We start from the raw sequence: 24,030 nt of genomic DNA, 5'->3' as shown, positions 1-24,030 counted from the left end.
AACCCTTTTGCTGAAGAATTAACCTTGGTCTTGTTTATCGTCAACCAGCGGGCTGGCGCGGTGTTCGGCGCGGATCTCTTCTTCCGGTAACGGCGCGGGTTCAGCGGCGGCGGTCGCTTCCACTGCTGTCGCCAGCGGTTGGCCGATCTTGGTCACGGACAGGCTTTGCAGCGTGTCGACCAGCTTCACCTGGCCCGGGGCAAACAGGTTGATCACGGTGGAACCCAGTTTGAAGCGGCCCATCTCCTGGCCTTTCAGCAAGGCGATGGAGCCTTCGTTGTCGCCAGCGGGCCAGGTCCAGCGTTTAATAATGCCTTCGCGCGGCGGGGTCACGGTGCCGGACCACACGGTCTCGATGCTGCCGACGATAGTTGCGCCCACCAGAATTTGCGCCATCGGGCCAAACTCAGTATCAAACAGGCAGATGACGCGCTCGTTACGGGCGAACAGGTTCGGCACGTTCTGCGCCGTCAAGTGGTTAACAGAGAACAGGTCGCCAGGAACGTAGATCATTTCGCGCAAGATGCCGTTGCACGGCATGTGTACGCGGTGATAGTCGCGCGGCGACAGGTAGGTGGTGGCGAAGCTGCCGTTACGGAACAGGTCGGCCATCTGATAGTTGCCGGCCAGCAGGGCTTCCAGACTGTAGTCATGACCTTTAGCCTGCAGGATTTTATCGTTCTCAATGGCGCCAAGCTGGCTGATCACGCCATCGGCCGGCATCACCAGCACGTTTGGATCGGTATTCAGCGGGCGAACGTCGTCGCGCAGCGGGCGCACGAAGAAATCGTTGAAGGTGCGATAAGCCGCGGTATCCGGCTTCTGCGCCTCTTTCATATCGACCTTGTAGTATTTCACGAACAGATCGATGACCAGCTTCGTCAGCCAACCTGCGCGTTTGCTCGCACCCCAGCCTGCGAGGCGGGTGAGCCACAGTTTAGGCAGAATGTATTGCAGTGAAAGTTTAAGATCGTTTAACAAAGTAGCCTCCAGGCCATGATATGTCGTTCCTGACCCCGCCTGCGGGCGGGGACCTGAAAAAAGGGGACGATTCTATACGTAAAACTCGCCAAATGGCATCCGCGTAAGCTGCGTCATCACCGCTGCCCGGCAGCGCCTGATGTGATGCTCAGCTTAATGATCAGTCATCGGACGAGGAAAAGTTTTTACGCGTTTTTACCTGTACCTGCGCCATGCTTTCCAGGATGCGGTGGTAGTTCTCAAAACGGCTTTCGGCGATCTTGCCGTTCTCTACCGCTTCGCGAAGCGCACAGCCAGGATCGGTATCGTGTTTACAGTCGCGATATTTGCAACGGCCTAAATAATCATGGAATTCGACAAAGCCGTTGGTGATTTGTTCCGCTTCCAGATGCCACAGGCCGAACTCACGTACCCCCGGTGAATCAATCACATCGCCGCCGTGCGGGAAGTGGTAGAGGCGTGCCGCGGTGGTGGTGTGTTGACCTAAGCCGGAAACGTCCGAGACATCATTGGTGAGGATCTGATCCTCGTTCAACCCGAGCAGGGCGTTCAGCAGGCTAGATTTACCGACCCCGGACTGCCCGGCGAAGATACTGATGCGGTCGGTCAGGGCCGCTTCCAGCGGCTTAAGGCCGTCCTGAGTCCGACTGGAAACCAGCAGCACGCGGTAACCGATGTTGCGGTAGATATCCATTTGCTCATTGACGAAGCGCAGACCATCATCATCCAGCAGATCGATTTTATTCAGCACAATGAGCGGCTCGATATCCTGCGCTTCGCAGGCCACCAGATAGCGATCGATAATATTCAGCGACAGCTCAGGCAGGATCGCGGAAACCACCACGATCTGGTCGATATTGGCGGCGATAGGCTTCACGCCGTCGTAAAAATCCGGACGCGTCAGGACGGAGGCGCGATCGTGCACCGCCTCGACGATCCCTTTGACGCTTACGCCGTCGGCGGCGTCTTTACCCGGCCGCCAGACCACGCGGTCGCCGGTGACCAGCGAGCGGATCGTCCGGCGGATATTGCAGCGATGCACGCTGCCGTCAGCGGATTCGACGTCGGCATGCATACCAAAGCGACTGATGACAATGCCTTCCGACGTTTCGCCAAACAGGTTGTCATCGTAGTCGGCCTTCTCCGCAGTGGTTTTCAGACGGCGCTGGTGGTTGGCTTTGACGCGGCGCTGCTGGCCTTTGGAGAGTTTATTTTTACTCAATCGAACTGGCTCCTGGTCGCCCTGATGGGGCAAAACCTCTATGATACACGCTATTTTAGATGAATATAGTCACGCGAGAAGGGTGGAAAATAGCATGAGTGCAAATGAAAACAACCTCATTTGGATCGATCTTGAGATGACAGGGCTGGATCCGGAGCGCGATCGCATTATCGAAATCGCCACCCTGGTGACCGATGCCAACCTGAACATTCTGGCTGAGGGCCCGACCATCGCGGTGCATCAGTCGGACGCTCAGCTGGCATTAATGGACGAGTGGAATGTGCGGACGCATACCGGCAGCGGTCTGGTGGATCGCGTAAAGGCCAGCACCGTCAGCGAGCACGATGCCGAACTGGCGACCATTGAGTTTCTTAAGCAGTGGGTGCCGGCGGGCAAGTCGCCGATCTGCGGCAACAGTATCGGCCAGGATCGTCGCTTCCTGTTTAAGTACATGCCGCAACTGGAAGCCTATTTCCACTATCGCTACCTGGACGTTAGCACGCTGAAAGAGCTGGCGCGCCGCTGGAAGCCGGAAATTCTCGACGGTTTTAAAAAGCAGGGCACTCATCAGGCGATGGACGATATCCGCGAGTCGGTCGCCGAGCTGGCTTACTACCGCGAACACTTCATTAAGCTGTAAACCGCGACCGGGCCCTGTGCGCGGCCCGGTACACTTTTCTGCGTTATTTAAACCACTTCTGCTGCATCTGCTGGAAGTCAGGTGTCGCCATGACCGCGGCCAGGGCATCGTTGATCGCATTCAGCAGCTCCGGATCGTCTTTGCGCACCGCAATCGCATACTGCTTACCGTAATAAGCCGGGTCGGTGGCCCGTTCATCCATGATGGCGTAGTCAGGGTTCTCCTGCTGCCAGGCGTCGAGGGTGGCGAAGTCGCCCATGACGCCGGTTATTTGCCCGGCTTTCAGCGCGGCCAGGGCGCTGGCGACATCGTCGTAAGGGACAGCCTGTACGGCTTTCTGTTTATCACGCAGGTAGCGCTGATGCAGCGTGCCTTTCACCACGCCGACTTTTTTAGCCTTCAGATCGGCAAAGGTATGGGCGACATCTTTGTTGACGATCACTACCCCGGAGAGCGCCTGGCGATAGGGTCGGCTGAAGGCGACCTGCTTCTCACGCATCGGGATCACTTCCATGCCGGCAATCACCGCGTCAAATTTCTTAAAGCGTAAAGCCGGGATCAGGGTATCGAAACGCTGCGCCGTGAACTGGCACTGCGCCTGCATCTGCTGGCACAGGGCGTGCGCGAGATCGATATCGAAGCCAACGGGCTGATTTTTGCCGTTGGCGGTGACAAACGGTGGATTGGCCGTGGTGGTGCCAAAATGGAGCGTCTCGGCTGACGCGGTTCCGATGGCCAGCGTGCTCAGCAGCAGGACGGTGAGGACTTTTCTCATGCTAATTCCCTGTTTGGCGTCGGGGTGGCCTCGTTATATGTCGCGCCACCGCTGTATGATGCGAGCGATTTTGCGTCATTCAGCCGGGCGGAAAAAGCGATTTTGCCCGTTATGACGCTTATTTATACAATTCAGCGGCGTAGATGGCGAGAAAATGTCCATTTAAACAAAAAACGCAAAAAAGTGATCGTCAGGGGGTTGCAGGGGCATCGAATTCTCGTATAATGCGCCTCCCGTAACGACGCAGAAATGCAAATTACGACGCCATCGAAATATGGCAAAAAATGCAGTAACGCGGGAATAGCTCAGTTGGTAGAGCACGACCTTGCCAAGGTCGGGGTCGCGAGTTCGAGTCTCGTTTCCCGCTCCAAAATTTGAAAGCACCATCCTGATCAAAGGATTTCATCTCGCAGATGCGGGGCGAAAGCCGAAGATTAAGCGGGAATAGCTCAGTTGGTAGAGCACGACCTTGCCAAGGTCGGGGTCGCGAGTTCGAGTCTCGTTTCCCGCTCCAAAATTTGAAAGACACACCACACCAGTCGCAGTTTTCAGGTTGCTAGACGGTAGCTTGAATGACGATGATTAAGCGGGAATAGCTCAGTTGGTAGAGCACGACCTTGCCAAGGTCGGGGTCGCGAGTTCGAGTCTCGTTTCCCGCTCCAAATTTTCTTCCATCTCTTATTTATCCACAGTGCAATCCAGCTCCGGGGATGATTTTCGTTTGGTCCGCAGAAATACTGTGAACAGAGTTATCCACAGGTTGTCGTTCCGTCACTGGCGGCGCAAATGCTTCGCTTTGTAAATAGTATCTTTGTATGTGATTGAAATTTAACAAATAAATTTCATTTCAAAATGTTAATCCGATCACTTGACCTTGGTCTGCGCCTTGAAACGCAATGTGTTTTAGATTTTATTCACAGCCTGTGAATGAATCAGGCGTCGCGCGGCAAGCCTTTCTCTACCACTCTGACCAGACGTAATTTTTTCGGCAGCTGTACTTCAACGGCGTCGGCGTTCCGCTTTTTCAGTTGCTGGGCAATCGCCCACTCAATGTGTTCGTCGAGAAGCGGGTGCTCGCCCCGGCGGCTCTCCAGGGCGCGAAGATGGGCTTCATCCCAGGGCGCATTGCCCAACGCGACGGCGATATTACGCAGCCAGCGCAGGTGGCCAATGCGACGAATCGCCGACCCTTCGGTCACCTTCAGAAACCACGCTTCGCTCCAGGCGAACAGCTCCACCAGCGGCGGGGCATGCAGCGCTTTGCGTGGGCTGAAATCCTCTTCATCGGTGAGCTGTGAGAAACGGTTCCACGGGCAGATCAGCTGACAATCATCACAACCGTAAATACGGTTGCCGATAAGTGGACGGAACTCCTCGGGGATTGCACCTTCCAGTTCAATGGTGAGATAGGAGATGCAGCGCCGGGCGTCGACGGTATAGGGCTCAACGATGGCCCCGGTGGGACAGATGGTCATGCAGGCGACGCAGCGCCCACACTCTTCCGCGACCGGGCTGTCGACCGGCAGGGGCAGATCAATCAGCAGTTCGCCGAGGAAAAAGAACGATCCGGCGTCGCGGCTTAAGATAAGTGAGTGCTTACCTGTCCAGCCTAGGCCCGCTTTTTCTGCGATTGGCCGTTCCAGGATAGGCGCGGAATCGACAAAAGGTCTAAAATTGAGCGAAGCACACTGTTCCTGAATCTTCTCCCCCAGCTTTTTCAGGCGATTACGTAGCAGCTTATGATAATCACGCCCGAGGGCATAACGGCTGACGTAACCCAGCGTGGGATCTTTCAGGGTGCGGGCAAAGGCGGCGTTAGCGGGCAGATAGTTCATCCGCACGCTGATGACGCGTAACGTACCGGGCAGCAGTTCGTGGGGACGGGCGCGCATCATACCGTGACGGGCCATCCATTCCATTTCGCCGTGGTATTGTTTATCCAGCCATGCCTGCAGTTTGGGTTCACTGGCGCTGAGGTCGGTATCGGCGATCCCCACCTGCTGGAACCCAAGCTCTGTGCCCCATTGTTTGATTTGTTGCGCTAACTGAACGAGATCGAGGGGCTGTGACATGATGGACCATACAATGACGAAAAACCCTGACAGTATACCATACAACATTTGGCCTGCGGAGGCGCTGCGCCTGGCCGAACGAGAGGCGGCGGACAGCCTGGGGCTGACGCTGTTCGAACTCATGCAGCGCGCGGGCGAGGCGGCGTTCCAGCTGGCCAGCTGTGCTTATCCTGCCAGCGCGCACTGGCTGATCCTCTGCGGACATGGCAACAACGGCGGCGACGGATATGTCGTTGCGCGTCTGGCACAGGCCGCGGGGCGGCGGGTGACGCTGCTGGCGGTGGAGAGTGACAGCCCGCTGCCGGAAGAGGCGCAGGCGGCGCGGGAGGCGTGGCTTAACGCCGGCGGCGTGATCCATGCGGCGACCATCCCATGGCCCGACGATATCTCACTGATTATTGATGGCCTGCTCGGCACCGGTCTGCACAGCGCGCCGCGCGATCCCGTTGCGGCGCTCATCCACCAGGCGAACCACCACCCGGCGCCGGTGGTGGCGCTGGATATCCCTTCCGGCCTGAATGCGCAGACGGGCGCGACGCCAGGTGCAGTGGTACAGGCCGACCATACGCTGACCTTTATCGCCCTCAAGCCGGGGCTGCTGACCGGCAAGGCGCGGGATGTCGTCGGGCAACTCCACCATCATGCGCTGGGGCTCGAACGCTGGCTCGCCGGACAAAGCACTCCTCTGACGCGGTTTTGCGCCGCCCACCTCGCCGACTGGCTGCCGCCGCGGCGGGCCACCTCCCATAAAGGCGATCACGGCAAGCTGGTGATTGTCGGCGGCGATCGCGGCACGGCAGGCGCTATCCGTATGTGCGGTGAAGCGGCCCTACGCAGCGGCGCGGGACTGGTGCGAGTACTTACTCACCCGGAGAACGTGGCGCCCATTGTCACCGTGCGGCCGGAGTTAATGGTAGATGAGCTGACGCCGCAGACTCTGAAAGCCGCGCTGGAGTGGGCGGACGTGGTGGCGATTGGCCCGGGCCTGGGGCAGCGCGAATGGGGGCGCAGCGCCCTGCGCACGGTGGAAAGTTTTAACAAACCGATGGTCTGGGACGCCGACGCGCTGAACCTGCTGGCATTCAATCCCGATAAACGTCACAATCGCGTGCTAACGCCGCACCCCGGCGAAGCGGCCCGTTTGCTGAACGTCAGCGTGGCAGAAATTGAAAGCGATCGCTTACTTTCTGCGCAGCGTCTGGTAAAACGGTATGGCGGCGTGGTTGTGCTGAAAGGCGCGGGCACGGTGGTGGCTAGTGAAAGCGGGGCGATGGGCATTATCGATGCCGGCAATGCCGGGATGGCCAGCGGCGGGATGGGCGATGTGCTCACCGGCATCATCGCCGCGTTGTTAGGACAGCACCTGACGCCGTATGATGCTGCCTGTGCCGGGTGCGTCGCGCATGGCGATGCCGCCGACCGACTGGCCGCTCGCGAGGGCACCCGCGGCATGCTGGCGACCGATCTCTTTTCCACGCTCAGGCGTGTTGTTAACCCGGATGTGATTGACGTAGACCATGATTAACCGAGTGATTCCTTTACCCGATGAGCAGGCCACGCTGGCCCTTGGCGACCTCATCGCGCAGGCCTGTACCGGCGCCACCGTGATTTATCTGTATGGTGATTTAGGCGCGGGGAAAACGACCTTCAGCCGCGGCTTTTTGCAGGCGCTCGGTCACCGCGGCAATGTCAAAAGCCCAACTTATACCCTGGTGGAGCCCTATACCCTCGAGAACCTGATGGTGTATCACTTCGATCTCTACCGTCTGGCGGATCCTGAGGAACTCGAATTTATGGGGATCCGTGATTATTTTGCCGACGATGCCATCTGCCTGGTGGAATGGCCGCAGCAAGGCGCAGGTGTCCTGCCTGACCCGGATGTTGAAATTCACCTTGATTACCAGGCACAAGGGCGTGAGGCGCGTATTACCGCGATCTCCTCACGGGGTGAATCTTTACTGGCGCGTTTAGCCTTTTAGCCTGAAGGATAACGGGATGAAGTATCGCATAACCACCTGGCTTGCCGCTGCGCTGATGCTGTCGAGTCTTCACGCCACTGCGGCGAGTTTATCCGATATCCAGGTCTCTAACGGAGACCAGCAGGCCCGTATTACCCTAAGCTTTGTCGGTGAGCCGGAGTACTCCTTTACCCCACAGGGTAAACGTCTGGTGGCGCTGGATATCAAGCAGACCGGCGTATTGCAGGGACTACCGCTGCAGTTTAGCGGCAGCAACCTGGTGAAGAGTATTCGCGCCGGCACGCCGCAGGATACGCAGACGCTGCGTCTGCTGGTGGATCTGACGGAAGATGGCAAAACCCGGGCGGTGAAGCAACAGAACGGGGCGAATTACACGGTGGTCTTTACCATCAACGCCGACGCGCCGCCGCCGCCGCCTCCGCCGCCCGTGGTGGTGAAACGGGCCGACCCGCCGCCGGTGATGCCTTCCCGGACGACGACGTCAGGGCGTAACCCGTTCAGCTCGTCGGGTCATGAACGGCAGACGGTGATGACCTCCTCTCAGCCGGCGATGACCAACAATCAGACCGTGACTCGCCCGGCGGCCCGTACGGTGTCGGCGGATGATAAGGTGATTATCGCCATCGATGCCGGACACGGCGGCCAGGATCCTGGCGCAATTGGTCCGAACGGCACCAAAGAGAAGAACGTCACTATCGCTATCGCGCGCAAGCTGCGGGCGTTACTGAACGCCGATCCGCAGTTTAAGCCGGTGCTGACCCGCGACGGGGATTACTTTATTTCGGTGATGGGCCGCTCTGACGTGGCGCGTAAGCAAAACGCCAATTTCCTCGTCTCTATCCATGCTGACGCCGCGCCAAACCGCGATGCCACCGGCGCCTCGGTGTGGGTGCTCTCGAACCGTCGCGCCAACAGCGAAATGGCCGGTTGGCTCGAGCAGCATGAGAAGCAGTCTGAACTGCTCGGCGGTGCGGGCGATGTGCTGGCAAACAGCCAGGCCGACCCCTACCTGAGCCAGGCGGTGCTGGATCTGCAGTTTGGTCATTCCCAGCGCGTCGGCTACGATGTGGCGACCAACGTGCTGAGCCAGCTGCAGCGTATTGGCAACCTGCACAAACGCCGCCCGGAGCATGCTAGCCTTGGAGTGCTGCGCTCGCCGGACATCCCGTCGATCCTCGTGGAAACGGGCTTTATCAGTAACAACGGCGAAGAGCGGCTGCTGGGTAGCGATGATTACCAGGAGCAGATTGCGGAGGCGATTTATAACGGCTTACGCAACTACTTTATGCAGCATCCGCTGCAGTCGGCGCCTCGCGGCGAGGCGGCGCAGACCGCCAGCGCCGCGGCGCCGGGCGGGATGTTGATTAACTAAGGAGCAGGGGATGCCGATTCAGGTTCTGCCGCCGCAGCTCGCCAACCAGATTGCCGCCGGCGAGGTGGTGGAGCGGCCCGCGTCGGTGGTGAAAGAGCTGGTTGAGAACAGTCTTGATGCGGGCGCTACGCGGATTGACATTGATATCGAACGCGGCGGCGCCAAGCTTATTCGCATCCGCGATAACGGCAGCGGCATCAAAAAAGACGAGCTGGCGCTGGCCCTGGCTCGTCATGCGACCAGCAAGATCGCCTCGCTTGACGATCTGGAGGCCATTATCAGCCTCGGCTTTCGCGGCGAAGCGCTGGCCAGTATCAGTTCGGTGGCGCGCTTAACGCTGACTTCGCGCACGGCGGAGCAGCAGGAAGCCTGGCAGGCGTATGCTGAAGGCCGCGATCAGGCGGTGACGGTGAAGCCGGCGGCGCACCCGGTCGGTACCACTCTGGAAGTCCTCGATCTGTTCTATAACACCCCGGCGCGGCGCAAATTTATGCGCACCGAAAAGACCGAGTTCGGCCACATTGACGAGGTGGTGCGCCGCATTGCGCTGGCGCGCTTCGACGTCACTATCAACCTCAGCCATAACGGCAAGGTGATGCGCCAGTATCGGGCCGTCGCTCAGGATGGCCAGCGCGAGCGCCGGCTGGGGACAATTTGCGGCGCCGCTTTTCTCGAACATGCGCTGGCGATCGAGTGGCAGCATGGCGATCTGACCCTGCGCGGCTGGGTCGCCGATCCGCTGCATACCACCCCGGCGCTGGCGGAAATTCAGTATTGCTACGTTAACGGGCGGATGATGCGCGATCGGCTGATCAACCATGCTATCCGCCAGGCCTGTGAAGACAAGCTGGGGGCCGATCAGCAACCGGCGTTTGTGCTGTATCTGGAGATCGATCCCCATCAGGTGGATGTAAACGTCCACCCGGCCAAGCATGAGGTGCGTTTCCATCAGTCGCGCCTGGTGCACGACTTTATCTACCAGGGCGTACTGAGCGTACTGCAGCAGCAGCTTGACGCGCCGCTGGCGGAAAAAGACGACCCGCCGGCGCCGCGCCCGATGCCGGAGAACCGCATCGCCGCGGGAGGCAACCAGTTTGCGCGGCCAGCGGAAGCGCGGGAGCCTGCGACCCGCTTCAGCATCACGCCATCGCGTGAGCCTGCGGCCTCCAGCGGCAAACCGGGCGGCGCGAGCTGGCCGCATGCGCAGCCGGGTTACCAGAAGCAGCAGGGAGCGCTTTATCGTCAACTGCTCGACACGCCAACGGCGCCAAAGCCAGCGTTGCAGCCTCCGTCGGCGGCAGAGTTGGCCGGTCACAGTCAGAGCTTTGGCAGAGTGCTGACGATTGTTGGCGGCGACTGCGCGCTGCTGGAGCGCGAGGGCGGTCTGGCGCTGCTGTCGTTGACCGTTGCCGAGCGCTGGCTGCGCCAGGCGCAGTTGACCCCGGGAGCGGAGGCGGTATGTGCTCAGCCGCTGCTGATCCCGCTGCGGTTAAAAGTTACGGAAGGGGAAAAACAGGCGCTGGCCGCCGCTCAGCCGGCGCTGGCGCAGCTAGGGATCGATGTGCATACCGATGCCCTGCACGTGACGGTGCGCGCGGTCCCTTTACCCTTAAGACAACAAAATTTACAAATCTTGATTCCTGAACTGATAGGCTACCTGGCGCAGCAAAACGCATTCGACGTCGGCAATATCGCCCAATGGATGGCGCGTAATCTGACGAGCGAACAGACGTCATGGAATATGGCGCAGGCGATTGCGCTGCTGGCGGACGTTGAGCGTCTTTGCCCGCAGCTGGTGAGAACGCCGCCGGGTGGCCTGTTACAACCTGTAGATCTCCATTCGGCGATGAATGCCCTGAAAGATGAATGATGTAACCGAGGCGAGCCTGCCCAAGGCAATTTTTTTAATGGGCCCGACGGCCTCCGGCAAAACCGCGCTGGCGATAGCCTTACGTAAAGTTTTGCCAGTAGAGTTGATTAGCGTTGATTCCGCCCTCATTTATCGGGGAATGGATATTGGCACCGCCAAACCGGATGCTGCGGAGCTTAGCGCTGCGCCGCATCGGCTGCTGGATATTTTGGATCCTGCGGAGGCCTATTCCGCGGCGGATTTTCGCCGCGATGCGCTGGCGGCGATGGCGGATATTGTCGCCGCCGGGCGAATTCCGCTGTTAGTCGGCGGAACGATGTTGTATTTCAAAGCGTTGCTGGAAGGATTGTCGCCCTTACCGTCGGCTGACCCAGAGGTCAGAGCGCGGATTGAGCAGCAGGCCGCAGAGCAGGGGTGGAATGCGTTACATCAGCAATTACAGGAGATCGATCCCGTGGCTGCTGCGCGTATTCATCCAAATGATCCGCAAAGGCTTTCCCGGGCACTGGAAGTTTTTTTCATTTCGGGTAAAACTTTAACGGAACTGACGCAAACGTCAGGAGACGCTCTGCCATATCAGGTGCATCAGTTCGCCATCGCCCCGGCGAGCCGTGAACTGCTCCATCAACGCATAGAACAGCGTTTTCATCAGATGTTAGCTTCAGGTTTTGAAGCAGAAGTACGGGCGCTTTTTGCCCGCGGAGATTTGCATACGGACATGCCTTCCATCCGTTGTGTCGGATACCGCCAGATGTGGTCATATCTCAATGGCGAGATCCCGTATGATGAGATGGTTTATCGAGGTGTTTGCGCCACGAGACAGTTAGCCAAACGTCAGGTCACCTGGCTGCGCGGTTGGGAAGGTGTGCACTGGTTAGACAGTGAACAACCTGAACAAGCGCTCAACAAAGTATTACAGGTTGTTGGTGCGAGCCAGAACTGAACGTGTACAATTAAACGGTATCGTGCGTAATTTTTTTTGAGAATCGTAAGGTTCTGAGTACAAAACAAGCATACATATAAGGAAAAGAGAGAATGGCTAAGGGGCAATCTTTACAAGATCCGTTCCTGAACGCTTTGCGTCGGGAACGCGTTCCGGTTTCTATTTATTTGGTGAATGGTATCAAGCTGCAAGGGCAAATTGAGTCTTTCGATCAGTTCGTGATCCTGTTGAAGAACACGGTCAGCCAGATGGTCTATAAGCACGCAATTTCTACTGTTGTCCCGTCTCGCCCGGTGTCTCACCACAGCAACAATGCTGGCGGCGGTTCCAGTAACTATCACCACGGTGGTAGCGCGCAGGGTTCTTCTGCGCCGCAACAAGACAGCGACGACGCCGAATAAGGCCAGTGCTGTTTTTCCACGCCGGGGAGCCAGGTTTTCTGCGTTCCCCGCTGGTATTTTATAAGGGGTTTACGCTTGTTTGACCGTTATGACGCCGGTGAGCAGGCGGTACTGGTACACATCTATTTTTCGCAAGACAAAGATATGGAAGATCTCCAGGAGTTTGAAACTCTGGCCTCTTCCGCCGGTGTCGAAGCAATGCAGGTGATTACCGGTAGCCGTAAAGCACCGCACCCGAAGTATTTTGTTGGTGAAGGTAAGGCAGTCGAAATTGCGGAAGCCGTTAAAGCGACCGGCGCTTCGGTCGTGCTCTTCGATCATGCCCTGAGTCCGGCGCAAGAACGTAACCTGGAACGCCTGTGCGAATGCCGGGTTATCGATCGCACCGGTCTTATTTTAGATATTTTCGCCCAGCGCGCGCGCACCCATGAAGGGAAATTGCAGGTCGAGCTGGCGCAGCTGCGCCATATGGCGACTCGCCTTGTCCGCGGTTGGACCCACCTTGAAAGACAGAAGGGCGGGATTGGTTTGCGTGGCCCGGGTGAAACCCAGCTCGAAACCGACCGCCGTTTATTGCGTAACCGTATCATGCAGATCCTGTCGCGGCTGGAAAAAGTCGAGAAACAGCGCGAGCAGGGGCGGCGGTCGCGTGCGAAAGCCGATATTCCTACCGTGTCGCTGGTGGGCTATACCAACGCCGGAAAATCAACGCTCTTTAACCAGATCACTGCCGCCGAGGTCTATGCCGCGAACCAGCTGTTCGCCACCCTGGACCCGACGCTGCGCCGCATTGACGTCCCTGACGTCGGCGAAACGGTGCTGGCCGATACCGTCGGCTTTATTCGCCACCTGCCGCACGATCTGGTAGCCGCGTTTAAAGCGACGTTGCAGGAGACGCGTCAGGCGACGCTGCTGCTGCATGTGATTGATGCGGCGGATGTCCGCGTGCAGGAAAACATTGATGCGGTAAATACGGTTCTCGCTGAAATTGAGGCCGATGAGATCCCGGCGCTGCTGGTGATGAACAAAATCGACATGCTTGACGATTTTGAACCGCGCATCGATCGCGACGATGAAAATAAACCGATTCGGGTCTGGCTTTCAGCCCAGACCGGGGTTGGCGTACCACTGCTTTTTCAGGCATTAACGGAGCGTCTTTCCGGTGAAGTGGCCCAGCATACGCTGCGCTTACCGCCGAAAGAAGGGCGACTGAGAAGCCGTTTCTATCAGCTTCAGGCGATAGAAAAAGAGTGGATGGAGGATGACGGCAGCGTGAGTCTGCAGGTGCGCATGCCGATCGTTGACTGGCGGCGCCTCTGTAAGCAAGAGCCAACGCTTGTTGACTATGTGGTTTAACCTTGCAGCTTGCCTGAAGATATTGACCCCTGTGGGGATATCAAAAACAAATATGGAGCATATACATGGCGTGGAATCAGCCCGGTAATAACGGACAGGACCGCGACCCGTGGGGGAGCAGCAAACCTGGCGGCAACTCTGAGGGAAATGGCAATAAAGGCGGTCGCGAGCAGGGGCCGCCGGATCTGGATGATATCTTCCGCAAGTTAAGTAAAAAACTTGGCGGGCTCGGCGGCGGCAAGGGCGGACTGGGCGGCGGCAATAGCGCGCAGGGGCCTCGCGGACCGATGGGCGGGCGTATTGTCGGCATCGTTGCCGCGGCGGCAGTGATTATCTGGGCGGCCAGCGGTTTCTATACCATTAAAGAGGCCGAGCGCGGCGTGGTCACCCGTTTTGGCAAGTTCAGCCATCTGGTTGAGCCTGGCCTGAACTGGAAACCGACCTTTATCGATAACGTTCAGGCGGTGAACGTGGAGTCGGTGCGCGAACTTGCGGCTTCCGGCGTCATGCTGACCTCTGACGAAAACGTGGTGCGCGTTGAGATGAACGTGCAGTACCGCGTCACCGATCCGGAGCGCTATCTGTTTAGCGTGACCAGCGCGGACGACAGTCTGCGTCAGGCCACCGACAGCGCGCTGCGCGGCGTGATCGGCAAATACACCATGGATCGCATTCTGACCGAAGGTCGTACCGTGATCCGTAGCGATACCCAGCGTGAGCTGGAAGAGACGATTCGCCCGTACAACATGGGTATCACTCTGCTGGACGTCAACTTCCAGACGGCGCGTCCGCCGGAAGAGGTGAAGGCCGCGTTTGACGATGCCATTGCCGCGCGTGAGAACGAGCAGCAGTACATTCGTGAAGCGGAAGCGTATACCAACGAAGTCCAGCCGCGGGCGAATGGTCAGGCGCAGCGTATCCTCGAAGAGGCACGCGCCTATAAGACCCAGACCGTTCTGGAAGCCCAGGGTGAAGTGGCTCGCTTTGCGAAGATCCTGCCGGAATACAAAGCCGCGCCGGAAATTACCCGCGAGCGTCTGTATATCGAAACCATGGAAAAAGTGCTGAGCCACACCCGTAAAGTGCTGGTCAATGACAGCAAAAACGGCAATCTGATGGTTCTGCCGCTGGATCAGATGCTGAAAGGCGCCGCTGCGCCGGCAGCAAAGAGCGATAGCAGTGACGCCAGCGATCTGCTGCGCCTGCCGCCAGCATCCAGCTCAAGCAGCGCCAGCACCTCATCAACCTCGAGCTCAACCGGGGGTAGCATTATGGACCAACGCCGCGCTAACGCGCAGCGTAACGACTACCAGCGTCAGGGGGAATAACGATGCGTAAATCTGTTATCGCGATCATTGTCATCGTGCTGGTAGTGCTCTACATGTCTGTCTTTGTCGTAAAGGAAGGCGAGCGCGGTATCACGCTGCGTTTCGGTAAAGTTCTGCGCGACGACGAAAACAAGCCGCTGGTGTATGCGCCAGGCCTGCACTTCAAGATCCCGTTTATCGAATCGGTGAAGATGCTGGATGCGCGTATTCAGACCATGGACAACCAGGCTGACCGTTTCGTTACTAAAGAGAAGAAAGACCTGATCGTCGACTCCTATATCAAGTGGCGCATCAGCGACTTCAGCCGTTACTACCTGGCAACCGGCGGCGGCGACGTCTCCCAGGCCGAGGTGCTGCTGAAGCGTAAATTCTCTGACCGTCTGCGTTCTGAAATTGGTCGTTTGGATGTGAAAGATATCGTCACCGACTCCCGTGGTCGCCTGACCCTGGAAGTGCGCGATGCGCTGAACTCGGGTTCGGCCGGTACGGAAGATGAGGTTAGTACCCCGGCGGCTGACGACGCGATTGCTAAAGCGGCAGAGCGTGTGGAAGCCGAAACCAACGGTAAAGTGCAGGTGATCAACCCGAACAGTATGGCGGCGCTGGGTATCGAAGTTGTCGACGTACGTATCAAACAGATCAACCTGCCGGCAGAAGTGTCGGAAGCGATTTATAACCGTATGCGCGCGGAGCGTGAAGCGGTTGCTCGTCGCCACCGTTCACAGGGTCAGGAAGAGGCGGAAAAACTGCGCGCGACTGCGGACTATGAAGTCACCAAGACGCTGGCGGAAGCCGAGCGCCAGGGCCGTATCCTGCGTGGTGAAGGTGATGCGGAATCAGCGAAACTGTTTGCCGACGCGTTCAGCCAGGATCCAGGCTTCTACTCCTTTATCCGTAGCCTGCGTGCCTATGAGAAGAGCTTCCAGAGCAATCAGGATGTGATGGTCCTGAGTCCGGACAGCGATTTCTTCCGCTATATGCGTTCACCGGATTCGGCGCGTAAATAAGCCGGAGAAGGTGTAAACCTGAAGTAATAATGCGAAAAGGCGCCTGAAACAGGCGCCTTTTTTCATGCTGCGAGGGCGGGAATTAGTTGCCGAGTAGCTTGTTCAGCAGGCCGCCGATCACCGGCAGGCCTGCCAGCGCACTTTCGATGGTGCCACCGATAGTCGACCCAACGCTTTCGCCCAGGGTTTTGCCCAGGTCCGGCGCCAGGTCGGCCAGATTGAGGGTGCCAAGCAGTGGCAGGTTAATGCTCAGGGCATCGGTGCCCATCGTCCATGCGGCTGCGCCGACCTTGCTGCCTAAGGCCGCCAGACCATCCTGTAACCAGCCTGCGCCGCTCACATTTTCGATTTCAAATGCGGTTAATTCTCTCATCATAATCTTCCTGATTAAGTAGACGTACCGGGTTGTAGTACGCGATGGCATAGTTACAATTTAAAAAATATGCAGCAATACAATTAGTTGTGAATTTTGTTTCACCTTTCCGGTTCATAATGAAGCTGAAATACGGGACAATGTGAAATGAGGGAATGAATTCACCATGCTGGCCGATGACGCCCGCGAGGGCGGCAATGATACTTTTCAATTAGGGTTGACGATGAACTCCACCATTTGGCTGGCGCTGGCGCTGGTTTTAGTACTTGAAGGGCTTGGCCCGCTGCTTTATCCGCGCGCCTGGCGCAAAATGGTCGCCAGCCTGAGCCAGCTACCGGATAATTTATTGCGTCGTTTTGGCGGCGGACTTGTGGTTGCCGGGATTGTGATCTACTACATGTTGAGGAAATCGATTGGCTGATCAAAAAGTGGTCGGATTTGCCTTATTTTGGATGCAAAAAGTGCTGTAACTCTGAAAAAGCGATGGTAGAATCCATTTTTAAGCAAACGGTGATTTTGAAAAATGGGTAACAACGTCGTCGTACTGGGCACCCAATGGGGTGACGAAGGTAAAGGGAAGATCGTCGATCTCCTGACTGAACGGGCTAAATATGTTGTGCGCTACCAGGGTGGTCACAACGCCGGCCATACTCTCGTAATCAACGGTGAAAAAACCGTTCTCCATCTTATTCCATCAGGCATTCTGCGTGAAAACGTCACCAGCATCATCGGTAACGGCGTCGTGCTGTCTCCGGCCGCGCTGATGAAAGAGATGAAGGGCCTGGAAGACCGTGGTATCCCGGTTCGCGAGCGTCTGCTGCTCTCTGAAGCCTGCCCGCTTATCCTTGACTATCACGTGGCGCTGGACGTGGCGCGTGAAAAAGCGCGTGGCGCGAAAGCGATCGGCACTACCGGTCGCGGCATTGGCCCGGCTTACGAAGATAAAGTCGCTCGTCGCGGTCTGCGCGTTGGCGATCTGTTCGATAAAGCAACCTTCGCCGATAAACTGAAAGAAGTGATGGAATATCACAACTTCCAGCTGGTGAACTTCTACAAAGCAGAAGCGGTTGACTACCAGAAAGTGCTGGACGATGTGATGGCGATTGCCGACATCCTGACCAGCATGGTGGTGGACGTATCCGACCTGCTGGATCAGGCGCGTCAGCGCGGCGACTTCGTGATGTTCGAAGGCGCGCAGGGTACGCTGCTGGATATCGACCACGGTACCTACCCGTACGTTACGTCCTCTAACACCACCGCAGGTGGCGTGGCGACCGGCTCCGGCCTGGGCCCGCGTTATGTGGATTACGTACTGGGCATCATTAAAGCGTACTCAACTCGCGTCGGTGCAGGTCCGTTCCCGACCGAGCTGTTTGATGAAACTGGCGAGTTCCTCTGCAAGCAGGGTAACGAATTCGGCGCCACCACCGGCCGTCGTCGTCGTACCGGCTGGCTGGATGCGGTCGCAGTCCGTCGCGCGGTGCAGATTAACTCCCTGTCCGGCTTCTGCCTGACTAAACTGGACGTCCTCGACGGCCTGAAAGAAGTGAAAATCTGCGTTGGCTACCGTATGCCGGATGGCCGCGAAGTGACCACCACTCCGCTGGCTGCCGATAACTGGGAAGGTATCGAGCCTATCTACGAAACCATGCCGGGCTGGTCCGAAACCACCTTCGGCGTGAAAGAGCGCAGCGGCCTGCCGCAGGCAGCCCTGAACTACATCCAGCGTATTGAAGAGCTGACCGGCGTGCCGGTGGATATCATCTCTACCGGTCCAGACCGTACCGAGACTATGATTCTGCGCGATCCGTTCGACGCGTAATCACTCTCAAGGGGCGCCGTTCGGGCGCCCTTGTTTTTGCTGTTCGCCCGCCCCATTTCAAATAAATTAGCGGCCTGAGCGCTGGCTGGTTTATCATCAATAATAATGATGTCGCTCGACATACCCTGTTTTCTTTTCCCTGAGGTTTATGTGCAGTTAACGAGTTTCACCGATTACGGACTACGCGCGCTGATTTATATGGCGTCGCTGCCGGAAGGACGAATGACCAGTATCTCGGAAGTGACCGAGGTCTATGGCGTCTCCCGTAATCATATGGTTAAAATAATCAATCAGTTAAGTCGCATGGGCTACGTGACTGCCGTGCGGGGGAAGAACGGGGGCATTCGCCTCGGCAAACCAGCAGGACAGATCCGCGTCGGTGACGTGGTGCGTGACCTTGAACCCTTATCGCTGGTCAACTGCAGCAGCGAGTTTTGCCACATTACACCAGCCTGTCGTCTGAAACAGGCACTAGCTGAAGCCGCGCAGAGTTTTCTCAAGGAACTGGATAACTATACGCTGGCTGATTTGGTTGAGAAGAATCAACCGCTTTATAAATTATTGCTGGTGGAGTGACGCCACTCTGCCGGAGATGACAACGGAGGAACCGATATGTCACAAGATCCATTCCAGGAACGCGAAGCTGAGAAGTACGCGAACCCTATCCCGAGCCGGGAATTTATCCTCGAACATTTAACTAAACGGGAAAAGCCTGCCAGCCGCGATGAGCTGGCCATCGAGTTAAATATCGAGGGCGAAGAGCAAACCGAAGCGCTGCGCCGCCGCCTGCGCGCGATGGAGCGCGACGGTCAGCTGGTCTTCACCCGCCGCCAGTGCTATGCCCTGCCGGAACGCCTCGATCTCCTCAAAGGAACCGTTATTGGCCACCGCGATGGCTATGGTTTCCTGCGCGTTGAAGGGCGCAAAGACGATCTGTACCTGTCGTCAGAGCAGATGAAAACCTGTATTCACGGCGACCAGGTGCTGGCTCAGCCGCTGGGCGCGGACCGTAAGGGCCGCCGCGAAGCGCGCATCGTCCGCGTCCTCGTGCCGAAAACCAGCCAGATAGTTGGCCGTTACTTCACCGACGCTGGCGTCGGCTTTGTCGTCCCGGACGACAGCCGCCTGAGCTTCGATATCCTGATCCCGCCGGAAGAGATAATGGGCGCGCGGATGGGCTACGTGGTCGTGGTCGAGCTGACCCAGCGACCAACCCGCCGCACCAAAGCGGTGGGTAAAATCGTCGAAGTGCTGGGCGACAACATGGGCACCGGCATGGCCGTCGATATGGCGCTGCGTACCCATGAGATTCCTTATGTCTGGCCGCCGGCGGTGGAAAAACAGGTTTCCGGTCTCAAAGAACAGGTGCCGGAAGAGGCGAAGGCCGGACGCGTCGATTTACGCTCGCTGCCGCTGGTTACCATTGACGGCGAAGATGCCCGCGACTTCGATGACGCGGTGTACTGCGAGAAGAAACGCGGCGGCGGCTGGCGCCTGTGGGTCGCCATTGCCGACGTCAGCTACTACGTGCGCCCGGGGACGCCGCTGGATGCGGAAGCGCGCAGTCGTGGCACCTCGGTCTACTTCCCGTCGCAGGTAGTGCCGATGCTGCCGGAAGTGCTGTCTAACGGTCTATGCTCGCTGAACCCGCAGGTCGATCGCCTGTGTATGGTGTGCGAGATGACGATTTCGTCAAAAGGCCGTCTGACCGGTTATAAATTCTATGAAGCGGTGATGAGTTCACATGCTCGCCTGACCTACACCAAAGTGTGGCATATGCTGCAGGGTGACCAGGAACTGCGCGAACACTACGCGCCGCTGGTGAAGCACATTGAAGAGCTGCATAACCTCTACAAAGTGCTGGAGAGCGCCCGCGAAGAGCGCGGCGGTATCTCATTTGAAAGTGAAGAAGCTAAATTCATCTTCAATGCCGAACGCCGTATTGAGCGTATCGAACAGACTCAGCGTAACGATGCGCATAAGCTGATTGAAGAGTGCATGATCCTGGCGAACATCTCCGCCGCGCGCTTCGTTGAGAAGGCGCAGGAGCCAGCGCTGTTCCGTATCCATGATAAGCCAACCACCGAAGCGATTACCTCCTTCCGTACCGTGCTGGCTGAGCTGGGACTGGAGCTGCCTGGCGGCAACAAGCCGGAGCCGCGTGATTACGCCGAGCTGCTAACCTCCATCGCCGATCGCCCGGATGCGGAAATGCTGCAGACGATGCTCCTGCGCTCCATGAAGCAGGCGGTCTACGATCCGGAAAACCGCGGTCACTTTGGCCTGGCGCTGCAGTCATACGCCCACTTCACCTCGCCGATTCGTCGTTACCCGGACCTGTCGCTGCACCGCGCTATCAAGTATCTGCTGGCCAAAGAGCAGGGACATAAAGGCAACAGCACCGAGACCGGCGGCTGGCACTACAGCATGGAAGAGATGCTCCAGCTGGGTCAGCACTGTTCGATGACCGAGCGCCGCGCCGACGAAGCGACGCGCGAAGTGTCTGACTGGCTGAAGTGCGACTTCATGCAGGATCAGGTGGGCAACATCTTCTCCGGCGTGATCGCCAGCGTGACCGGCTTTGGCTTCTTCGTCCGCCTGAACGATCTGTTTATCGACGGTCTGGTGCATGTTTCCAGCCTGGATAACGACTATTATCGTTTCGATCAGGTGGGGCAGCGTCTCATTGGTGAGTCCGGCGGCCAGACCTATCGCCTGGGCGACCGCGTGGAAGTCCGTGTGGAAGCGGTCAACATGGACGAGCGGAAAATCGACTTTACCCTGATCTCCAGCGAGCGTGCGCCGCGTAATGTCGGCAAGACCGCCCGTGAGAAAGCGAAAAAGAGTACCTCTGGCAAGCCGGGCGGCCGTCGCCGCCAGGTGGGTAAGCAGGTAAACTTCGAGCCGGACAGCGCTTTCCGTAAAGAGAAAGAGACCGCCCGACCGAAGAAAGAGAAAAAAGCGAAAAAACCGTCGGCGAAAACACAGAAAATCGCCGCCGCGACGAAAGCCAAGCGCGCGGCAAAGAAGAAGATCGCCGAGTGATTGACCTCCCTTCACCCTGAAGTCTGCTGACGCAGGATGGGGTGAAGGGGGCAGATAACAGAACCTAAAACGAGTACATCAATGAGTGAAATGATTTACGGCATCCATGCGGTGCAGGCACTGCTGGAGCGCGCACCTGAGCGTTTTCAGGAAGTTTATATTCTGAAAGGCCGTGAGGATAAGCGCTTGCTGCCGCTGATCCATGCCCTGGAAGCGCAGGGCGTGGTGATTCAGCTGGCCAACCGTCAGTTTCTTGATGAGAAGAGCGAAGGCGCTGTGCACCAGGGGATCATTGCCCGCGTGAAGCCGGGGCGTCAGTATCAGGAGAACGATCTGCCGGATCTGCTGGCGCAGCTCGATCAACCGTTCCTGCTGATCCTCGACGGCGTAACCGATCCGCACAACCTCGGCGCCTGCCTGCGTAGCGCTGACGCCGCCGGCGTGCATGCGGTGATCGTGCCAAAAGATCGTTCCGCTCAGTTGAATGCGACGGCGAAGAAAGTGGCCTGCGGCGCGGCGGAGAACGTCCCGCTGATCCGCGTCACCAACCTGGCGCGCACCATGCGTCTGCTGCAGGAAGAGAACGTCTGGATCGTCGGAACCGCAGGGGAAGCCGACCATACGCTGTTCCAGAGCAAAATGACCGGCCCGATGGCGCTGGTGATGGGCGCGGAAGGCGAAGGCATGCGTCGTCTGACCCGCGAACACTGTGATGAATTGATCAGCATCCCGATGGCGGGCAGCGTCTCCTCGCTGAACGTCTCGGTGGCTACCGGCATCTGTCTGTTTGAAGCAGTACGCCAGCGCAGCTAAGCTGAACCATCGACGAATCAAAAAAAGCCATCCTCCGGGATGGCTTTTTTGTGACCGCTCTCGCGGGCGAGTATCCCTCCGGATAACCATACTTATGGCTATCGCCATTGATGGAGGGAGACACGATGCACTGGCAAACGCACACCGTTTTTAATCAACCCACCCCGCTGAATAACAGCAATCTGTTTCTGTCCGATACCGCTCTGCGTGAAGCAGTGGTCCGCGAAGGCGCCGGCTGGGATGGCGATCTGCTCGCCAGCATTGGCCAGCAGCTGGGGACAGCCGAATCGCTGGAGCTGGGACGCCTGGCCAACAGCAATCCGCCGGAGCTGCTGCGCTATGACGCCACCGGCGCCCGGCTGGACGACGTGCGCTTTCATCCCGCCTGGCACCTGCTGATGCAGGGGCTGTGCGCGAACCGGGTACATAACCTCGCCTGGCAGGAGGATGCCCGCGAAGGCGCGTTTGTCGCCCGCGCCGCCCGCTTTCTGCTCCATGCCCAGGTGGAGGCCGGGACGTTGTGCCCGATTACCATGACCTTCGCCGCGACGCCCCTGCTGCAGCACGCCCTGCCCGCGCCCTTTCGCGACTGGCTGTCGCCGCTGCTGAGCGACCGTTACGATCCGCACCTTGCGCCTGGCGGCCAGAAGCGCGGCCTGCTGATCGGCATGGGGATGACCGAGAAGCAAGGGGGGTCTGATGTGCTGAGCAATACCACTCGCGCGGAGAAAACGGCGGAAGGGTTTTACCGACTGGTGGGACACAAGTGGTTCTTCTCGGTGCCGCAGAGCGATGCTCACCTGGTGCTGGCTCAGGCTCCGGCGGGGCTCTCATGCTTCTTTGTGCCGCGTCTGCTGCCCGACGGGCAGCGTAACGGCGTGCGTCTTGAACGCTTAAAAGAGAAGCTCGGCAACCGCTCCAACGCCAGTAGCGAAGTGGAGTTTTATGAGGCCTGCGGCTGGCTGGTGGGCGACGAAGGCGACGGCGTGCGGCAGATCCTCAGGATGGGCGGCCTGACCCGCTTTGACTGCGCGCTGGGCAGCCATGCCCTGATGCGTCGCGCCTTCTCGGTGGCGCTGTATCACGCGCTACAGCGTCAGGCGTTTGGCAAAAACCTGGTCGAACAGCCGATGATGCGCCAGCTGCTGGGGCAAATGGCGCTCCGTCTGGAGGGGCAGACCGCGTTTCTGTTTCGCCTGGCGCGGGCCTGGGACCATCGGGATGATGCCCGGGAAAGCGCCTGGGCGCGCCTGTTTACGCCTGCGGCCAAGTTTGCCATCTGTAAGGCCGGTATCCCGTTTGTCGCCGAGGCGATGGAAGTGCTGGGCGGCATCGGCTATTGCGAGGAGAGCGAACTCCCGCGCCTCTACCGTGAGATGCCGGTCAACAGCATCTGGGAAGGCTCCGGCAATATTATGTGCCTCGATGTGATGCGGGTGCTGAGCAAGCAGCCGGCGGCGATGGAGCTGCTGGCCGCGGAGTGTGCGGAGGTGAAAGGGCAGAACCGCCATCTCGACCGCGCATGGCGTCAGCTGCAGCAACTGCTGAAACGACCCGCCGAAGAGCAGGGGAGAGAGATTGCCCGGCTGGTCTATCGTCTTGGCGCGGGGGCGCAGATGCTGCGCCATGCTTCGCCGCCGCTGGCCGAAGCCTGGTGCCGGATGATGCTCGACACCCGCGGCGGCATACGTCTTGACGCGCCGACCCTCGACGACCTGCTGCTGCGGGCTATGGGGCGCGGGCGCCAGGCGCCTCAGGCGTAGAGAATGGCCTGCACGCGCCAGCTGTCCGGCTGTTGTTCCTCGTACATCTGAATAATGCGATACCAGGAGGCGCCTTGCTCGTCTGCTTTGCGGGCAATGGCGTGCTCTACATCCTGTTGGCTACCGGAAAGATTAGTGACGGAGATCAGACCGATTTCATTCAGGCCAGTGACGCAATCCGCGCTGGCGAATTCGGCTGACTGCGCGGACGTATTGGCCGTCGCAGCGGTTAACAGCAGGCTGGATAGGGTAAAAGATCGTTTCATCG

22 protein-coding genes and 3 tRNA genes are annotated in these 24,030 nt (G+C 58.4%); 19 read left to right on the top strand and 6 right to left on the bottom strand.

From position 1 onward, the window contains the following. Positions 1-18: 18 nt before the first annotated feature. Together asd and rsgA are read right to left on the bottom strand one after the other, a co-directional pair. Positions 19-981 (bottom strand): archaetidylserine decarboxylase, encoded by a 963-nt coding sequence (gene asd, locus ACR809_RS23265; RefSeq protein WP_002885536.1) that lies wholly within the window; start codon positions 979-981, stop codon positions 19-21. A gap of 160 nt (positions 982-1,141) precedes the next feature. Next, complete coding sequence (rsgA, locus tag ACR809_RS23260) at positions 1,142-2,203, bottom strand: small ribosomal subunit biogenesis GTPase RsgA (RefSeq protein ID WP_004178332.1); 1,062 nt, start codon at positions 2,201-2,203, stop codon at positions 1,142-1,144. Between the two features lie 94 nt (positions 2,204-2,297). Here rsgA and orn point away from each other — a divergent pair, with 94 nt between their 5' ends. Next, positions 2,298-2,843 carry an oligoribonuclease gene (gene orn / locus ACR809_RS23255; RefSeq protein WP_002885538.1) on the top strand — a complete coding sequence of 182 codons (546 nt, stop codon included), beginning with the start codon at positions 2,298-2,300 and terminating at the stop codon, positions 2,841-2,843. A gap of 43 nt (positions 2,844-2,886) precedes the next feature. Here orn and ACR809_RS23250 read toward each other — a convergent pair whose 3' ends face one another. After that, entirely contained in the window at positions 2,887-3,618 is a 732-nt protein-coding gene (locus tag ACR809_RS23250; RefSeq protein WP_004177719.1) for a transporter substrate-binding domain-containing protein, read from the bottom strand. A gap of 294 nt (positions 3,619-3,912) precedes the next feature. Here ACR809_RS23250 and ACR809_RS23245 point away from each other — a divergent pair. The 3 genes from ACR809_RS23245 to ACR809_RS23235 all read left to right on the top strand — a co-directional run bounded on the left by ACR809_RS23245 (position 3,913) and on the right by ACR809_RS23235 (position 4,280). Further along, positions 3,913-3,988, top strand: a tRNA-Gly gene (locus tag ACR809_RS23245). Between the two features lie 68 nt (positions 3,989-4,056). Beyond that, positions 4,057-4,132: transfer RNA gene (locus tag ACR809_RS23240), tRNA-Gly, on the top strand. A gap of 72 nt (positions 4,133-4,204) precedes the next feature. Further along, a tRNA-Gly gene (locus ACR809_RS23235) sits at positions 4,205-4,280 on the top strand. 270 nt (positions 4,281-4,550) lie between these two features. Here the strand turns inward: ACR809_RS23235 and queG are convergent. Beyond that, on the bottom strand, positions 4,551-5,690 hold the full coding sequence (gene queG / locus ACR809_RS23230) for a tRNA epoxyqueuosine(34) reductase QueG (protein ID WP_004178333.1): 1,140 nt from the start codon (positions 5,688-5,690) through the stop codon (positions 4,551-4,553). Positions 5,691-5,703: 13 nt separating this feature from the next. Between queG and nnr the strand changes: the two genes are divergently transcribed. The 9 genes from nnr to hflC all read left to right on the top strand — a co-directional run bounded on the left by nnr (position 5,704) and on the right by hflC (position 15,946). Then, positions 5,704-7,215 (top strand): bifunctional ADP-dependent NAD(P)H-hydrate dehydratase/NAD(P)H-hydrate epimerase, encoded by a 1,512-nt coding sequence (nnr, locus tag ACR809_RS23225; RefSeq protein WP_023280764.1) that lies wholly within the window; start codon positions 5,704-5,706, stop codon positions 7,213-7,215. Continuing rightward, entirely contained in the window at positions 7,208-7,669 is a 462-nt protein-coding gene (gene tsaE / locus ACR809_RS23220; RefSeq protein ID WP_116946382.1) for a tRNA (adenosine(37)-N6)-threonylcarbamoyltransferase complex ATPase subunit type 1 TsaE, read from the top strand. Before nnr ends, tsaE begins: the two co-directional genes overlap by 8 nt. Before the next feature lie 16 nt (positions 7,670-7,685). Continuing rightward, the gene (gene amiB / locus ACR809_RS23215) at positions 7,686-9,041 is read left to right on the top strand and encodes an N-acetylmuramoyl-L-alanine amidase AmiB (protein ID WP_004152021.1); all 1,356 of its coding nucleotides are present in this window, start codon (positions 7,686-7,688) and stop codon (positions 9,039-9,041) included. A 10-nt stretch (positions 9,042-9,051) separates the two neighbouring features. Next, positions 9,052-10,911, top strand: a complete 1,860-nt coding sequence (gene mutL, locus ACR809_RS23210) for a DNA mismatch repair endonuclease MutL (RefSeq protein ID WP_048337971.1) — start codon at positions 9,052-9,054, stop codon at positions 10,909-10,911. Further along, a complete protein-coding gene (miaA, locus tag ACR809_RS23205; RefSeq protein WP_002885652.1) occupies positions 10,904-11,854 on the top strand; it encodes a tRNA (adenosine(37)-N6)-dimethylallyltransferase MiaA in 951 nt (316 codons plus the stop codon). Before mutL ends, miaA begins: the two co-directional genes overlap by 8 nt. 92 nt (positions 11,855-11,946) lie before the next feature. Next, the gene (gene hfq, locus ACR809_RS23200; protein WP_002885659.1) at positions 11,947-12,255 is read left to right on the top strand and encodes an RNA chaperone Hfq; all 309 of its coding nucleotides are present in this window, start codon (positions 11,947-11,949) and stop codon (positions 12,253-12,255) included. A gap of 75 nt (positions 12,256-12,330) precedes the next feature. Next, the gene (hflX, locus tag ACR809_RS23195) at positions 12,331-13,611 is read left to right on the top strand and encodes a ribosome rescue GTPase HflX (protein ID WP_004146725.1); all 1,281 of its coding nucleotides are present in this window, start codon (positions 12,331-12,333) and stop codon (positions 13,609-13,611) included. Between the two features lie 65 nt (positions 13,612-13,676). Further along, on the top strand, positions 13,677-14,939 hold the full coding sequence (gene hflK, locus ACR809_RS23190; protein WP_004146726.1) for an FtsH protease activity modulator HflK: 1,263 nt from the start codon (positions 13,677-13,679) through the stop codon (positions 14,937-14,939). Positions 14,940-14,941: 2 nt separating this feature from the next. Then, complete coding sequence (gene hflC, locus ACR809_RS23185) at positions 14,942-15,946, top strand: protease modulator HflC (protein ID WP_002885662.1); 1,005 nt, start codon at positions 14,942-14,944, stop codon at positions 15,944-15,946. Between the two features lie 82 nt (positions 15,947-16,028). Here hflC and ACR809_RS23180 read toward each other — a convergent pair whose 3' ends face one another. Further along, positions 16,029-16,319, bottom strand: a complete 291-nt coding sequence (locus ACR809_RS23180) for a hypothetical protein (RefSeq protein WP_002885663.1) — start codon at positions 16,317-16,319, stop codon at positions 16,029-16,031. Between the two features lie 223 nt (positions 16,320-16,542). Between ACR809_RS23180 and ACR809_RS23175 the strand changes: the two genes are divergently transcribed. From ACR809_RS23175 to ACR809_RS23150, 6 genes are all read left to right on the top strand, one after another. Continuing rightward, a complete protein-coding gene (locus tag ACR809_RS23175; protein ID WP_002885664.1) occupies positions 16,543-16,740 on the top strand; it encodes a DUF2065 domain-containing protein in 198 nt (65 codons plus the stop codon). 102 nt (positions 16,741-16,842) lie between these two features. Beyond that, the gene (locus ACR809_RS23170; RefSeq protein WP_002885665.1) at positions 16,843-18,141 is read left to right on the top strand and encodes an adenylosuccinate synthase; all 1,299 of its coding nucleotides are present in this window, start codon (positions 16,843-16,845) and stop codon (positions 18,139-18,141) included. Between the two features lie 150 nt (positions 18,142-18,291). After that, on the top strand, positions 18,292-18,717 hold the full coding sequence (gene nsrR, locus ACR809_RS23165) for a nitric oxide-sensing transcriptional repressor NsrR (protein WP_002885667.1): 426 nt from the start codon (positions 18,292-18,294) through the stop codon (positions 18,715-18,717). A gap of 36 nt (positions 18,718-18,753) precedes the next feature. Next, positions 18,754-21,186, top strand: coding sequence for a ribonuclease R (gene rnr, locus ACR809_RS23160; protein ID WP_002885668.1), 2,433 nt, complete (start codon positions 18,754-18,756; stop codon positions 21,184-21,186). Positions 21,187-21,267: 81 nt separating this feature from the next. Then, entirely contained in the window at positions 21,268-21,999 is a 732-nt protein-coding gene (gene rlmB, locus ACR809_RS23155; protein WP_002885669.1) for a 23S rRNA (guanosine(2251)-2'-O)-methyltransferase RlmB, read from the top strand. A 125-nt stretch (positions 22,000-22,124) separates the two neighbouring features. Beyond that, on the top strand, positions 22,125-23,762 hold the full coding sequence (locus tag ACR809_RS23150; RefSeq protein WP_004177700.1) for an isovaleryl-CoA dehydrogenase: 1,638 nt from the start codon (positions 22,125-22,127) through the stop codon (positions 23,760-23,762). Here ACR809_RS23150 and yjfN read toward each other — a convergent pair. Continuing rightward, entirely contained in the window at positions 23,753-24,028 is a 276-nt protein-coding gene (gene yjfN, locus ACR809_RS23145) for a DUF1471 family protease activator YjfN (protein WP_002885673.1), read from the bottom strand. The two genes, ACR809_RS23150 and yjfN, sit on opposite strands and share 10 nt — an antisense overlap. Between the last annotated feature and the right edge of the window lie 2 nt (positions 24,029-24,030).

This window comes from Klebsiella sp. CD33, assembly GCF_051992865.1.
Taxonomy (GTDB): domain Bacteria; phylum Pseudomonadota; class Gammaproteobacteria; order Enterobacterales; family Enterobacteriaceae; genus Klebsiella; species Klebsiella pneumoniae.
This window is presented reverse-complemented; position numbering and strand designations above follow the sequence as displayed.